The organism is Mesorhizobium sp. M0816 (assembly GCF_040320005.1).
Lineage (GTDB): Bacteria > Pseudomonadota > Alphaproteobacteria > Rhizobiales > Rhizobiaceae > Mesorhizobium.
Genome location: NZ_JAMYOT010000006.1, coordinates 154,759 through 168,373 on the forward strand (window position 1 = coordinate 154,759; position 13,615 = coordinate 168,373).

Annotated in this window: 14 protein-coding genes; 5 read left to right on the forward strand and 9 right to left on the reverse strand. The window is 63.2% G+C overall.

Features of this window, described 5'->3' with window-relative positions:
- Positions 1–3 precede the first annotated feature (3 nt).
- The 4 genes from NKI17_RS11275 to NKI17_RS11290 form a co-directional block, all read right to left on the reverse strand.
- On the reverse strand, positions 4–1,158 hold the full coding sequence (locus tag NKI17_RS11275; RefSeq protein ID WP_502894479.1) for a nickel/cobalt transporter: 1,155 nt from the start codon (positions 1,156–1,158) through the stop codon (positions 4–6).
- Positions 1,159–1,163: 5 nt separating this feature from the next.
- Complete coding sequence (locus NKI17_RS11280; protein WP_352564924.1) at positions 1,164–1,832, reverse strand: DUF1007 family protein; 669 nt, start codon at positions 1,830–1,832, stop codon at positions 1,164–1,166.
- A gap of 86 nt (positions 1,833–1,918) precedes the next feature.
- Positions 1,919–2,818 (reverse strand): LysR family transcriptional regulator, encoded by a 900-nt coding sequence (locus NKI17_RS11285; protein WP_352588045.1) that lies wholly within the window; start codon positions 2,816–2,818, stop codon positions 1,919–1,921.
- A gap of 1 nt (position 2,819) precedes the next feature.
- Entirely contained in the window at positions 2,820–4,019 is a 1,200-nt protein-coding gene (locus NKI17_RS11290; RefSeq protein WP_352588042.1) for an amidase, read from the reverse strand.
- 561 nt (positions 4,020–4,580) lie between these two features.
- Between NKI17_RS11290 and odc2 the strand changes: the two genes are divergently transcribed.
- Together odc2 and NKI17_RS11300 are read left to right on the forward strand one after the other, a co-directional pair.
- Positions 4,581–5,714 (forward strand): ornithine/lysine decarboxylase, encoded by a 1,134-nt coding sequence (odc2, locus tag NKI17_RS11295; protein ID WP_352448194.1) that lies wholly within the window; start codon positions 4,581–4,583, stop codon positions 5,712–5,714.
- A 208-nt stretch (positions 5,715–5,922) separates the two neighbouring features.
- Positions 5,923–6,525, forward strand: coding sequence for a GNAT family N-acetyltransferase (locus NKI17_RS11300; RefSeq protein WP_352644253.1), 603 nt, complete (start codon positions 5,923–5,925; stop codon positions 6,523–6,525).
- Between the two features lie 54 nt (positions 6,526–6,579).
- Here NKI17_RS11300 and NKI17_RS11305 read toward each other — a convergent pair whose 3' ends face one another.
- Positions 6,580–6,864 (reverse strand): SCP2 sterol-binding domain-containing protein, encoded by a 285-nt coding sequence (locus tag NKI17_RS11305; RefSeq protein WP_352524570.1) that lies wholly within the window; start codon positions 6,862–6,864, stop codon positions 6,580–6,582.
- A gap of 309 nt (positions 6,865–7,173) precedes the next feature.
- Here NKI17_RS11305 and NKI17_RS11310 point away from each other — a divergent pair, with 309 nt between their 5' ends.
- Positions 7,174–8,916, forward strand: coding sequence for a chloride channel protein (locus NKI17_RS11310; RefSeq protein WP_502894486.1), 1,743 nt, complete (start codon positions 7,174–7,176; stop codon positions 8,914–8,916).
- 57 nt (positions 8,917–8,973) lie between these two features.
- On the opposite strand, the gene NKI17_RS11315 is transcribed toward NKI17_RS11310, so the two are convergent.
- Positions 8,974–9,984 carry a nucleoside recognition domain-containing protein gene (locus tag NKI17_RS11315; RefSeq protein WP_352644136.1) on the reverse strand — a complete coding sequence of 337 codons (1,011 nt, stop codon included), beginning with the start codon at positions 9,982–9,984 and terminating at the stop codon, positions 8,974–8,976.
- Between the two features lie 118 nt (positions 9,985–10,102).
- Between NKI17_RS11315 and NKI17_RS11320 the strand changes: the two genes are divergently transcribed.
- Both NKI17_RS11320 and NKI17_RS11325 read left to right on the forward strand, forming a co-directional pair.
- Complete coding sequence (locus NKI17_RS11320; RefSeq protein ID WP_023675430.1) at positions 10,103–10,555, forward strand: Lrp/AsnC family transcriptional regulator; 453 nt, start codon at positions 10,103–10,105, stop codon at positions 10,553–10,555.
- 238 nt (positions 10,556–10,793) lie between these two features.
- Entirely contained in the window at positions 10,794–11,192 is a 399-nt protein-coding gene (locus NKI17_RS11325) for a GFA family protein (RefSeq protein WP_352644137.1), read from the forward strand.
- A 90-nt stretch (positions 11,193–11,282) separates the two neighbouring features.
- On the opposite strand, the gene NKI17_RS11330 is transcribed toward NKI17_RS11325, so the two are convergent.
- The 3 genes from NKI17_RS11330 to NKI17_RS11340 form a co-directional block, all read right to left on the reverse strand.
- Positions 11,283–11,846: a GNAT family N-acetyltransferase gene (locus NKI17_RS11330; RefSeq protein WP_352568107.1), complete on the reverse strand. Its 564-nt coding sequence runs from the start codon at positions 11,844–11,846 to the stop codon at positions 11,283–11,285.
- A 200-nt stretch (positions 11,847–12,046) separates the two neighbouring features.
- Complete coding sequence (locus NKI17_RS11335; RefSeq protein WP_352905954.1) at positions 12,047–12,325, reverse strand: GNAT family N-acetyltransferase; 279 nt, start codon at positions 12,323–12,325, stop codon at positions 12,047–12,049.
- A gap of 87 nt (positions 12,326–12,412) precedes the next feature.
- Complete coding sequence (locus NKI17_RS11340) at positions 12,413–13,594, reverse strand: arabinose transporter (protein WP_352905956.1); 1,182 nt, start codon at positions 13,592–13,594, stop codon at positions 12,413–12,415.
- Between the last annotated feature and the right edge of the window lie 21 nt (positions 13,595–13,615).

The window sequence follows — 13,615 nt, forward strand, 5'->3', positions numbered from 1 at the left end:
ACGTCACCCGCCGGTCGTCAGGCTGGCCGAGAGCAGCAGCAGGCCGAACAGGAAGACGAAGGCGGCGCCGCCGATCTCGACGAAGGAATGGATGCGGTTGCCCATGCGGCCGTCGCCGGCGAAATACACCGCCCAGTTCTTCGCGGTCACCGCAAGCGTCGCCAGGGCCGAGACGGTGATTGCGGTGCCGAGTGCCATGGCCAGCACCGAAAGGATGCCGCCGAACCACAGCCCGTTCAGCAAGGCGAAGCTCAGCACGATCAGCGCGCCTGAACAGGGGCGGATACCGACGGCAGCCACCGCCGACCAGGCCGTGCGCCAATCGAAGCGATCACCGGAAAGCAGCGCCGGGTCGGGGGCATGCGAGTGTCCGCAGGTCTCGCAGACCTCGCCCGCCGCATGGCTGTGGTGATCGTGCGCAGCATGGGCGTGGTCGTGGGCGCCGTGATCGTGATGGTCATGCGCATGATCGTGGTGGTCATGCGCATCAAGCGCGTGGGAATGTGCCGCATGGGCATGTGAATGGGCGGCATGTGAATGGCCGGAATGTGAATGGCCGGCATGGGCAGCCGAGAGGCTGTAGCCCGGATTTGCGCCGAACAGGCGAAGGATGGCCGGGCCGGCCTTGCGCCACAGCAGCCAGGCGCCGAACAGAGTGACGAAGACATAGCTCATGATTTCGAGGAACCATGCGGCGTCTGTCATCGAGACAGCAGTGCCGCGCAGCAAGAAATAGGCGACCAGCATCACCACGATCGCGGTCAGCGCCTGCAGCAGGGCCGAGACGAAGGACAGCATGATGCCGCGCCGGAGCGCCACTTCATTGGCCACCATGTAGGAAGAGATCACCGCCTTGCCGTGACCGGGGCCGGCGGCGTGGAAAATGCCATAGGCAAAGGACAGGCCGATGAGCAGCCACAACTTGCTGCCGTCCTGGCGCATCGCCTTCATCGCGCCGGCAAGCGCATGATAGAATTCCTGCTGGCGCAGATTGATCCACATCAGGATGTGGGCGAACGGGCCGGTGGCGGTTGGAGCCATGCCGTCATTGGTGCCGATGCCGAGTGAACTCTGGGCGTGGGCGGTGCCGAGAAAGTGCGTCATCACAAAGGCGACGGCCAGAAGACCGAATGCCAAACGCAGGGACGGTTTGGTCACTGGATCTATCCTTCCGGCTGACAGGTCAGTTCAAGCTTGGTGGCAAAGATCTTGCTCATGTCGGTGCCTGTCGGATCGTTGAAGAAGGCCTCGGTCAGGGTCTTCTGGTTCTGGGCGATCGCCTCGTCCGGGTTCGGGCGGACAACCTTGCTGGTGCAGGTCGGCGGCAACCCATCGACCTGCAGATTGGCATCCTCGGTGAAATCGATCGCGGTGTAGAAGGTCGGGTCGTAGACGCCGATATCTATCTTGCCGCTCAGTTTGATCGGCACCTTCGGTTCAGATTCAAACAGGATGATCAACTGGTCATTGTCGAAATTGGCCATCAAATGAGGCGGCGGGGTCATTGCCACGTCCTTGCCGTCGACGGTGACGAGCTGGAAATAGTTGAACTCGGCAAGCGAGGCATGGACGGTGTCGGCGACATCCTTCAGCTCTTTGTCGTCGAGTTTCAGGTCGGAATTCTTGTCGAACTCCATCATCACCGTGCTCGAAAACAAATCATCGAAGCGCCAGACATGGCGCAATGCCTTCACAGTTTGGTGATCCGGGCCGAGGACCACTTCGAGGCGGGCTTCAGCGAAGACGTGGGGATGCACCTCAGCCGGTCCGACGGCGGCAAACGTCGCGGTCAAGGCCGAAGCCAGCATCATTGCTTGCCGTTTCAGGTGCATTCTCGGTCGCGATTCAATCGGCTTCGGTGAATTGCCGACAGTTACCAGAAAGCGGGCGAAAATGGGACCGCAACGCGGCTGAAAGCTCATGCGTTGTCCAGCGTCTTGAACCACTGCACCAGGAAGTCGACGAAAACGCGAACTTTTGCAGGCAGATAGCGCCGGTGCGGATAGACAGCAAAAATGCCGCCGCCGGGCAGAATGCGGTCATCCAGCGCAGTCACCAGCTTGCCGCTTTCGATGTCGGGCGCGGCGATAAAATCCGGCAGGATGGAAAACCCCAGTCCAGCCACGGCGGCCGCCCTCGCCGCCATCGGGCTGTTGACCTCGATCGGGCCGGAGACCGAAACACTCACCGTATCGGCACCGTCGCCCTTGAACGGCCAGTTGGTGAGCCAGCGGCCATTGGTGTCGATGATGCAAGGCACGCGGGCAAGGTCTTGCGCCCTGACCGGCATGCCGTGCTTGGCGATCAGTTCGGGAGACGCGCAAAGCCGTACCGAAAACGGCGCCAGGCGCCTGGCGATCAGTGAGGAATTTTCCAGCCGCGAAATGCGCACTGCCAGATCGAAACCCTCTTCGACCAGATCGACGAAGCGGTCGTCGAGATGAATGTCGAGCACGATGTCGGGATGCTGCTTGGCGAAGTCGATCAGCGATTGGCCGATCGGCGCGTCGGCAAAGGTGCGCGGCGCCGACAGCTTGATCCTGCCGCGCACGTCGCCGGAGGATTCGCGCACCGCATCGGCAAGGCTGTCGACCTCGCGCACGATCTCCGAGGCGCGCCGGTAATAGGTGTGGCCGGCTTCGGTCATCGAGAACTGCCTGGTGGTGCGGTTGAGCAGTAGCGCGCCGAGCTCGTCCTCCAGCTCGCGCACATATTTCGACAGCAGCGCCTTCGAGCGGCCGATCTTGCGTGCCGCCGCCGAAAAGCCTTCGGCCTCGACGACATCGATGAAGGCGCGCATGCGGGTCAGCGTATCCATGTCATGCGCCTCCTTGGTGGGCTGAAAGGATGCGGGCGGCGAGCGTAATCAACTGCCGGTCGCTGTTCTTCGGGCCGAGCAGCGAAAGACCGAACGGCGCCCCGCCGGTCTTGCCGAGCGGCAGCGTGATCTGCGGAAATCCAGACAGGCCGGAAAGACACAGCAATCTCAGCGCGCGCTCGCGATAGATCTGCAAATCATCAAATAATTCGGCCTTGAGCGGCGCGGCACCCGGAGCGGTCGGAAGCACAAGAACGCCGTCCTCGCCAAGCAGGTCGGTAAGCTCGAGGCGAAACGAAACGCGACGTTCCGTTTCGTGCTGCGCGGTTGCCGGGCCGACGGTCGCGCCATGCTCGAAGCGCTCCTTGACGCCGGGTCCCAGCATGCGGTCGCCGCCAGCGATCCAGGCGCCGTGGCTTTGCCAGGCTTCATAGCCTTGCAGCTTGCGGAAGCACCAATAAAGATCGTCGGTGGAATGCGACAGCGGGCCAACGCTGCGCGGCGCGCCCAGCACCGAAGCGACACTGCGGACCATGGCGCGATATTCCTCGGCCTCCAGCGGGCCGAGCACGAGGCTGTCCAGCGCGTCGAGGGCAAGAGGGCGTACCAGTTCGTGGCGGTGCGGATCGTCGCCGAGCAGCACCGTGCCGACCTTTTCGTAGGTGACGATATCCCTGGCAAACCAGCCGAACGTGTCCAGCGAAGGCGCCAGCGGCATCGCGCCGTCGAGCGAAATGCGGCCATGCGTGGTCCTGAGGCCGATCAGGCCGCAGAAGCTTGCCGGCGCACGGATCGAGCCGCCGGTGTCGGAGCCGGTGGCGATATCGGCCAGCCCGCCGGCGACTGCAGAAGCAGAACCCGAGGACGAGCCGCCGGTGACGCGGTCGGGTGCCGCCGGATTGATCGGCGATGGGAAATGCGCGTTCAGCCCCAGCAGGGAAAAGGCGAGTTCGTCGGTCTGCGTCTTGCCGACGAAGCGGGCGCCCGAATCAAGCAGCGTCTGGACGGCCGGCGCGGTGGCCGTGGCCGGCGAGGCTTCGCGGTATTTCTGCGGATTGCCGCAACCGGTGCGGTACCCGGCGACGTCGAAGATATCCTTGACGGCCAACCGCAAGCCGGCAAGCGGGCCGGATTGCGCATTGGTAACAGGGACTTGATCAAGATCGAGAAAAGCGTTCAGCGGGCCGCGAGTGCCTGTCATGCGTTCGATATCCGGGTGTGCTTGCCGCAGCATTGTTCTTCTGGTCCCGCAGCATTGTTCGATGCCACAAATTTTACAACCTGCGATACGATTTTTATTGATTGTGAAATCTTTCGATCTTATATCGCGCTTGCCCAAAGTCGCACGTGCCTGTGGGTGTCCGCCGATCCTCGAATGGTGAGGGCAATCGGTAAGGTAACTGGAGCCAACCCCTCCAGTCGGTTTAGCGGCCAACCGCCAACCGAGGACACCTTGAAGCAACGACGGTGCGGGCCTTTCTGGTGTTCTGCCGGTCGTCCAAAGACCGGGGTTACTGAAGAGGCACACCTTCATTGCCGGCAGTGCGGACGGGTCTCCCATCCAAGCCAAGGCAGACAAAGCGAACCGAGGCCGGGCAAGGCCAAGGTTCACCGCCGCGAGACGGCGCTTCATGGTTCCGGGGTCTCCACCGGCTGGTTCCATGGATTTCCGTCCCGCCTTTGTCCACCGCGTGTTCGCGAGGCCGAGAGCCCGCGTCCGCAAGCCTTTGTGCGCGCCGAAAGGCGCTGATGGAGAGACCCGATGGCTACTCAGCGCATCCTTGACTTTCTCGCCACCCGACGTCCGAACGGCCCGTGCCTCGTCGTCGACCTCGATGTCGTGCGCGACAATTTCCGCGCCTTCGAGAAGGCGCTTCCCGATTCCAAGATCTACTATGCGGTGAAAGCAAATCCGGCGCCGGAAATCCTGCGCCTGCTTGCTGCGATGGGCTCGTCCTTCGACACCGCTTCCGTTGCCGAAGTCGAGATGGCGATGGACGCCGGTGCGCCGGCGGACCGCATCTCCTTCGGCAACACCATCAAGAAGGAGCGCGACATCCAGCGCGCCTACCAGCTCGGCATCAAGCTGTTTGCGGTGGACTGCGTCGAGGAGGTCGAGAAGATCGCGCGCGTCGCTCCCGGCGCCCGCGTGTTCTGCCGCGTCCTGACCGACGGCGAGGGTGCCGAATGGCCGCTGTCGCGCAAGTTCGGCTGTGTGCCGGCGATGGCGGTCGACGTGCTGCGCCATGCCAGGGCGCTCGGCCTCGACGCCCATGGCGTGTCATTCCATGTCGGCTCGCAGCAGACCGACCTGACCGCCTGGGACCGCGCGCTGGCCGACGCCAAGAAGGTGTTCGCGACGCTCGCCGACGAAGGCATCGTGCTGAAGATGGTCAATATGGGCGGCGGTTTCCCGACCCGCTATCTCAGGGATGTGCCGGTGGCGCAGGCCTATGGCCAGGCGATCTTCTCGGCGCTCAGGAAGCATTTCGGCAACGCCATCCCCGAGACGATCATCGAGCCGGGCCGCGGCATGGTCGGCAATGCCGGGGTGATCAAGTCGGAGGTCGTGCTGATCTCGAAGAAGGCCGACAACGACAATGTGCGATGGGTGTTCCTCGACATCGGCAAGTTCGGCGGTCTCGCCGAGACGATGGACGAGGCGATCCGCTACCCGATCGTCACCGCACATGACGGCAGCGAGACCGCGCCTTGCGTGCTCGCCGGCCCGACCTGCGATTCGGCCGACGTGATGTACGAAAAGACGCCGTACCCGCTGCCCTTGTCGCTGACCATCGGCGACGAGGTGCTGATCGAGGGCACCGGCGCCTACACGACGACCTATGCATCGGTCGCCTTCAACGGCTTCGAGCCTCTCCGATCCTACGTGATCTGAGGGCTCGCAAGAGTTGCTCAGATCATCCCCGGTGGGCGCCTGTCGCCCGCCCGGGCTCGCCTGTGGAACAATCCGCTTGTGAAGGATCGCGGAAATGAACATTGCAGATCTCATCGTTGAAGGCGTGGGAATCTCCCCCCTCGAGGGGGAGATGGCCGCGAAGCGGCCAGAGGGGGTCGGTTCGACTGGACTCGGCCTCCTGCCGCAGATGGAGGCCGGCGCTTCACGCGCGACAACCCCCTCTGTCGCCTTCGGCGACATCTCCCCCTCGAGGGGGGAGATTGCGGTCGTCGCCGAAACCGCCGCCGACGTCCCGGCGCGCGAGGCTTTGCTCGATCGCGCGGTGGGGCCGAAGCGCCGGAAGAAGTCGTCGGAAAAGCTGCGGCGCGGCCGCCGGCCTGCGGAGGGCCTGGCCTTTGTCGCGCGCGATGCGTCGGGCACTGTTGCCGGCACGGTGCGGCTGTGGGACGTGGTCCTGGGCGAGGGCGGCACGGCAGCGCTGCTGCTCGGCCCGCTTGCGGTCGACCCGGCGCTGAAAAATGCCGGCATCGGCTCGGCGCTGATGCGCCATGCGGTCACTGAGGCCGAGCGGCTTGGCCATGCGGCGATCCTGCTGGTCGGCGACGCGCCCTATTACGAGCGCTTCGGGTTTTCGGCCGCAAAGACCGGCTCGCTGGCCATGCCGGGGCCTTACGAGCGGCACCGCCTGCTGGCGCGGGAACTGGTTGTCGGCGCGCTCGACGGCGCGCAAGGCACGCTGAAGGCGGCCGGGCGCAAGCTGAAGGCGCAGCGGCTGCCGCTCGCTGCCTGATGGTTCGAAGCAAGCCGCCCGCCATCGTGCGGCGGCTTGTTTCACCTCAAGCGATCAGCCGATCAACTGGCTGAGCGCCATGGCGACGCTCATGTCGCCTTCGACCTTTATCTTGCCGGACATGAAGGCCATGGTCGGGTTGAGGTCGCCTGATATCAGCGAGTCCAGATCGTCGAGCGACAGCTTTATGGTGCAATCGGCCGGCGCATCGGTGGTCGAGACATCGGCGCCGTCGATGACGATGACGCCGTCGCTGCCGGTGTCGAATTTCACCGAGCGATCGAACCCGGCACTCGCCACGCGCGACCTGATCTTGTCGGCAATCTCCTGAACGCTCATGGCGGTTCTCCTCGTCTCGTTGCGTTTGTCGCGCCTTGGCGCGTCCACCTGGCCGAAGTCGCATGGCTGGTTTTACAGCCACGGTCGCTGGCGCATATAGCTTTGGGTTGACGTTTACGTCAACGCGGTTCCCCGAGCTGAGGATGGGCTTTATCGCCGCAGCATCACGCGGGCATGACACCTCGGCGGCCTGCATGTTGCCATGCGATGTTGCCGAGGGTATCAGGCACCCACGAATATCGGCGAGCCGCCCCGGTGCTTTCCAGAAACGAACCGCCCAGAAACGAACCGCAAGTCTATGCCCGCCGGTTGCGCGCGGTGCTGATCAGATCGATCCCGCTGCTCGAGGCGCGCGGTATTGCCGTCGTCATTCTGGCTGCCCTGGTCGGGGTGATGGCGGGTGCGCTGGTCACCGGCATGAGCGGACTGGTGCAGGTCCTGCATGGGCTTATGTTCGGCGTTCAGCCCGGCGGTCGGCTTTCGGCGATGTTTTCGCTGCAAAGTCCGGAGCAGGCGCTGATACCGGCGATCGGCGGCATCCTGCTCGGGCTGACGGTGATCTGGCTGAGAAAGCGGAAGTTCCGCACGCCGGTCGATCCGATCGAAGCCAACGCGCTTTATGGCGGCCGCATGTCGCTGACCGACACCTTCATCATCGCCGGGCAGACGATGATCTCGAGCGGCTTCGGCGCTTCGGTCGGGCTCGAGGCCGGCTATACGCAGGTGGGTTCGGGCCTGGCGTCGCGGCTGGCGCGCTTGTTCAGGCTGCGCCGCAACGATGTCCGCATCCTGGTCGGCTGCGGTGCCGCCGGCGCGATCGCCGCCGCCTTCGACGCGCCGCTGACCGGCGCCTTCTACGGTTTCGAGCTGGTCATCGGCATCTACTCGGTCGCCAATGTCGCGCCGGTAATGGCCGCCGCGATCTCGGCCTCGCTGACCGCAGAGGTGTTCGGCGGCGTGCCGTTTCCGCTGGAGCTCGCCGGTCTGCCGCAGCTCACCGTCAGCCAGTATTTGCCGTTCATGCTGCTCGGGCTTCTGGGCGGCGGTGCTTCCATCGCCATCATGCATCTGGTGAGCCTGATCGAGCGCCTCTTTGCCCGGCTGTCGATCGACGCCTCGCTGCGCCCCGCCATCGGCGGCGTGATGGTCGGGCTGCTGGGGCTGGTCACGCCGCAAGTCCTGTCCAGCGGCCATGGCGCGCTGCACCGCGAATTCGCGATGAATTACGGGCTGGCCGTGGTGGCCAGCGTCTTCGTGCTGAAGCTGGCGGCCTCGGCGATCTCGCTCGGCTCCGGCTTCCGCGGCGGCTTGTTCTTTGCCTCGCTGTTTCTCGGCGCGCTGCTCGGCAAGATGTTTGCCGGCGCGATGGCATTCGTCTCGCCGGCGACCGGCATCGACCCTGCCGTCGCCGCCGTCGTCGGCATGACCTCGCTCGCCGTCGGCGTCGTCGGCGGCCCGTTGACGATGACCTTCCTGGCGCTGGAATCGACCCGCGACCTGACGCTGACCGGCGTGGTGCTGGCTGCCTCGCTCATGGCGGCGATCCTGGTGCGCGAAACGTTCGGCTATTCCTTCTCGACATGGCGCTTTCACCTGCGCGGCGAAACGATCCGCAGCGCGCATGATGTCGGCTGGATGCGGAGCCTGACTGTCGGCTCGATGATGCGAAAGGATGTCCGCACCATCGACGCCTCGACGACGCTTGCGGAATTCCGCAAGCAGGTGCCGCTCGGTGCCTCGCAGCGCGTCATCGCGGTTGACGCCGACCTGCATTATGTCGGCGTGCTGATCGTCGCCGAATTGCACAGCCATTTGTCGGATGACGAGATGCCGGTGCTGTCCTTCGCCAAATTCAGGGATGCGGTGCTGGTGCCGAGCATGAACGTGCAATCGGCGGCCGAGACCTTCCAGCGCGCCGGCGCCGAGGAATTGGCGGTGGTCGAGGATTTCACCGATCGCAAGGTGGTCGGTCTGCTGACCGAAGGCCACCTGATGCGGCGCTATGCCGAAGAACTCGACAAGGCGCGGCGCGATCTGTCGGGCGAGGGGTAGCCGCGTCCTGTCCCGATTGCGATGCGACACACATGTCGGCTGCTGCGTAAGGAGGGCTCACGTCAACGGCCCGCTAATCGCCGGCTCCGAAATCCGATTGCGCGGACTGTCTTCTTCCTTGTGGAAGAGTGTCTTGAAGAAAAGAGCGTCGGGAACCGCCTTGATTAGTTTTGCGATCACGGCGGTCGCGAGCACGGCAAACGCCAGGCGACCGAGAAGCACGCTCGTAACATCAGCGCCAAGTGTGACAACGACCAACGTATCCTCAATGAGGCTGTGGGCAAAACCCATGAACACGCAGGCGAGGAATATCTGACGCGGCTCCGCGCTAGGCGTGCGCGCCTCGCGGATCAGCAGTCCTGCGCCATAGGAAATCCCGAGAAACAGGCCGACAGCGGCGAAAGGTACCGTCTGCTTTTCGATGCCGGCGAGCCGAAAGAGCGGGGCAAGCCCTCTGTTCATCCACTCCAAAATGCCCGACATCTTGAGAAGCTCGATCACCCAGCTCAGCGCAAGCAGAACAACGAGCATGATGCCCAGGGTTTTGAGCGTACCCAGGAGAAAGCCGCCCCAGTCGGTGCTTTCATTCGTCGGCATCCACGCCGGCTTCACCGGTCCTGACAGCCATCCGGTCGCGGCGAATATCTGATGCAGAAGGACAGCAGAGACCAAACCCCCGCCAATACGAAGCGCCGCGGTGACCAGGAAGCTCGGCCCGGCCCTCTGAATGATCCGTTGCTCGATCGGAATGGCATGTGCAAACAGCAAGAGAGCCGAAAGAACCGTCATGTCGGCAGTGCTGAGCGCCGAAACCGGAACCAAGGTGAATACGATCACAAGCGCGCCCCAGATCCCGACCAGCAATCCCGTCAGCCAGGCAAAGGCGAGTTCAGGTGGCAACCCCACCTGCAACATGAGCGGGGAGAAGAACGGAGAAATCGCCTGGATGACGCCAAGGTCCTGCAGCAGCCGCGTGGCAATCGCAACCGGAACGATCATGCGAACCAGTTCCCAATAGATTTCAAGCGTCTCCAATGTCTTGCGATAGAAGGCGGCGCAAATTGCCATCATGCTGCTCCATCATTCCTGGAGCCGTCTGAGTAGCGTGAGACGCTTCGCATTTGCGGTCAAAGTTTGCGATTCCGTGCAATAAAATTGCAACGCACCGACGATGAGCGCGACCGACATGGACAAGATCGACAGAAGGCTTCTCAACCTGCTCCAGGATGATGCCTCACGAACTAACGCCAAACTGGCGGGGTTAGTCGGGCTTTCCCCTTCGAGCTGCCTGCGCCGCATACGACGACTGAAGAAAAGCGGTGTCATCAGCCGCGTTGTCGCGCTTCTCGCACCGGCAAAGGCTGGCCGGGGCTTGAAGGCGATCGTCGCCGTCGAACTGGAGCGTCATGGTGAGCAGTATATGAGGGACTTTCTCGAGTTGGCCGCTCAGGAACCGGCCGTCACTCAGGCCTACAGTGTAAGCGGCGAAACCGACGCCGTCCTCATGCTCCGCCTGACGGATATGGAAGAGTTCGATGCGCTGTGCGAGCGACTGTTCCGAGACCGAAGTAACGTCGCGCGATACCACACGATGTTCGTGATCCGAACGGCCAAAGAAGTGACCGCAATTCCACTGTAGTGTTCGGGTTGCGATAGACCTGCCAGGCCGTGAATTCAGCGGCCCGGCGGAGAAACTCTACGAACATTTCTATATGCCGAAAGGGGGGTAGTGAAGGCAGCTTGGAGGCAACGCCTCGCGCACGCGAGGACAATCGCCAGCGCCGAATGTCGGAATTGGGGGCCAGCTCGACGCATTTCATGGCGCCTCCCTCACGCCCAGGCATGAAGCTGTCCTTGTTGACTCGAGGAGTATTTGCATGCGTGGTCATTGCTTATGTGGCGCTATTGCTTTTGAAGTCGATGGCCCGGCACAGGCCTGCGTGGTCTGTCATTGTGAAAGTTGTCGGCGGCAATGTTCTGCGCCGATGACCACTTATATTGGCGTCTTGAACGGCCAATGGCGATGGCTGGGCAACCTACCGAAGGTATTCAACTCTTCTCCCGGTGTGGAAAGAACATTTTGCGATCACTGTGGCACGCCGTTGTCCTTCCGCTCAAAAAACATGTCTGATGTCATGCATTTTTTTGCGGCAGCGATGGAGGAGCCAGAAAAATTTGCACCTACGCTGCATGTCGCTTTTGAGGAGAAGCTCCCTTGGTTGAAACTCGCCGACAACCTGCCGACTCGTTTTGGGCCTGACTATACGAAAGACTAGGATCTGCTCGCATCGAGACAAACGGTGGAAGCTGCGGACAGCATCCGGAAGCGAGATGATGCCTCCGTCCGTTCAAACGGCGGTCGAACATTATCGATCGCGGCTGCTCTCGACCTGCTTGAGCGGCAGCAGGTAGGCGATGATCTGCTGATCGCCGAGAGCTGGATCAAAGCCAATAATGTCGGAGGCGAAAAGGTCGTGGGCGGGGCGTCTCTCGAAGCCAAGGCTTTCATACAGCTTGTATGCAGACGTCATGGACGAGGCAGTGTGAAGCGCAAGGCCGCCTGAGCCCTGCAGACGCGCTTGCATGACGCACCATTCGCAAAGCGCGCGGCCATATCCGCGGCCCTGTGCCGAGGGAACAACCGCGAGAGTCCTGAGGCCTGCCAGCCCGGGCGGCCAGCCCATGCCGTCAAAGGCGGCATCGGCGTAGTAGGTGACCGTCCCGACGAGGCGTCCCTCGGCTTCGAGCACCGCGACGCTAGCTTTCGCCCATCGCCCCGCGACATCCCGCGCATCCTTGACGTAGGGCTCGAAGATGTGCGGTGCCAGAACGGGCCGTAACGATGCGAAAGCCTCCGAGACGAGCAACCCAATTCCATCCAGTTCCTGACGGCTTGCCAGGCGGACGCGTGGCTTGGATGCGATCTGCATGCATGTCCTCACTGCTCCAGTAATTCGACCGTATGTAGGGCTCCCTCCGGCTGGCTGGACTTCGCCCGGCTTCGGCCGTCGGCCGTATCCCGCAGCGCGATTCACCCGGAGAGGTTCGCCTGCCACAATAATGACCGGCAGCAAGATTCCAATGGACCTGAGCCGTCGAGCCGCGACGACGAGTTAATCGGCGGAGCACCTCAAACTTTCGGCAACAGTTTGCTCATGCTTATGCGCTCCTCGACCTCGTATCCGCACTGTCGGTAGAACCCAAGAACCGTCGAATTGGAAGCGACAATTTGGAGGTTGATCTTTATGCAACCAAGGCCGGCGAGCCGCCTTTCGGCCTCATGGATGAGGGCCTCGCCGATCCCTTTTTGGCGATGGGACTGCAAGGTAGCGATGCGCGATATCCACCCTCGATGGCCGTCATACCCGGCCATGATCGATCCGACGACCTGATCGGCCTCTATCGCCACCAAAAGCAGGTTCGGCTGATGCCTCAGCTTCTCGCGAAGCGGGAGCGATCGTAGTTGCGCGACATCTCGAGCCCAGACTATCCGGCTCTATAGTGGAGCGTTACGGCGACCCAGCAGCAGAGCGATGCCCAACGCCGGAAGCGTCGCCGTCGCGACGGCGAAGAAGACGAATTGCAGCCCGGCCGACCCAGCGACCAAGCCGAGCGCCGGACTGCCGAAGCCGAGCGCCATGTCGAGGAAGACGGTGTAGAGTCCCATGGCCAGGCCGCGGCTGCGTGGTGGAAGATGGCTTACGGCCTCGGCACCGAAACCGGGATAGACCAGCGAGTAGCCGAGGCCAGTCAGGCCCGCTCCGATGGCGGCGAGAACAGGCCCGGGCGCAAGCCAGATCAGCATCAGCCCTGCCGCCTCGACCGCCACGAAGATCACGGCGACGCGCGCGCCCCCTAACCTGTCAGGCAGGTGGCCGAAGCACAGCCTTGCCGCGATCAGCGACGCGGCATAAGTGGTGAAGGGAAGCCAGACCGGCTGCCAGCCGCGTTCGGCAAAGAGCAGCGCGCCAAAGGACAGGATTGCGCCATAGCCAAGGCTGCTGAAAGCAGCTCCGACGCCGGGAAGCCAGACCGCTTGCGCCACGCTCGTCCATGACTGTCGCGCGGCGCTCGCGGCGAGGCTGGTGCCACGCATAGGCAGGATGGCAAGCAGCGTCGCAAGTGGCAGGCCGACCGTCGCGAGTGCGATCGCGGCGAAGCCGCTCGTCGTGTAAAGCGCAGATCCGATCGGCGCGCCTAGCGCGAGTGCTGCGAACATCGCCGTGCCCACCCAAGCTATGACCTTTCCGGAGTTCTGTCCGCCCGCAAGGGAGAGGCCCCAGGCGACGCCGCCTGTGATGATGAAGCTCTCAGACGCGCCCAGTACCGCCCGGCCGGCGAAGAGCGCCGATGCGGACGCTACCGGCCGGTCGAGCAATGCCAGCGAGCCGAGGTAAATGAACCCCGCCAGGGCAGCGGCAATGAGGCCGACGACGACGGCCCGCTTGCCGCCGCGCCCATCGGCATAATTTCCGGCTCCAATGCGCGACAGCATCGAGGCAACGAACTGGCTGCCCGTCACCAGCCCGACTGCGAAGGGGCCGAAGCCGAGCTGCTGGTGAAGATGCAGCGGCAGGACGGGTAGCGCCAAGCCGATCAGGAGGAAGCCGGCGAAGACAGCCGCCATGATTGGCACCAGTTCCGCCATCGCGCCATTTCGGTCGGAAGTCCGCGCCATTGTGGCCACCGATAACACGTT

Coding starts and splice junctions, on each gene's coding strand:
- NKI17_RS11280 (WP_352564924.1), bottom strand. CDS start 1,832: ATGCACCTGAAACGGCAAGCAATGATGCTGGCTTCGGCCTTGACCGCG.
- NKI17_RS11285 (WP_352588045.1), bottom strand. CDS start 2,818: ATGGATACGCTGACCCGCATGCGCGCCTTCATCGATGTCGTCGAGGCC.
- NKI17_RS11290 (WP_352588042.1), bottom strand. CDS start 4,019: ATGACAGGCACTCGCGGCCCGCTGAACGCTTTTCTCGATCTTGATCAA.
- odc2 (WP_352448194.1), top strand. CDS start 4,581: ATGGCTACTCAGCGCATCCTTGACTTTCTCGCCACCCGACGTCCGAAC.
- NKI17_RS11300 (WP_352644253.1), top strand. CDS start 5,923: ATGGAGGCCGGCGCTTCACGCGCGACAACCCCCTCTGTCGCCTTCGGC.
- NKI17_RS11305 (WP_352524570.1), bottom strand. CDS start 6,864: ATGAGCGTTCAGGAGATTGCCGACAAGATCAGGTCGCGCGTGGCGAGT.
- NKI17_RS11315 (WP_352644136.1), bottom strand. CDS start 9,984: ATGGCAATTTGCGCCGCCTTCTATCGCAAGACATTGGAGACGCTTGAA.
- NKI17_RS11320 (WP_023675430.1), top strand. CDS start 10,103: ATGGACAAGATCGACAGAAGGCTTCTCAACCTGCTCCAGGATGATGCC.
- NKI17_RS11325 (WP_352644137.1), top strand. CDS start 10,794: ATGCGTGGTCATTGCTTATGTGGCGCTATTGCTTTTGAAGTCGATGGC.
- NKI17_RS11330 (WP_352568107.1), bottom strand. CDS start 11,846: ATGCAGATCGCATCCAAGCCACGCGTCCGCCTGGCAAGCCGTCAGGAA.
- NKI17_RS11340 (WP_352905956.1), bottom strand. CDS start 13,594: ATGGCGCGGACTTCCGACCGAAATGGCGCGATGGCGGAACTGGTGCCA.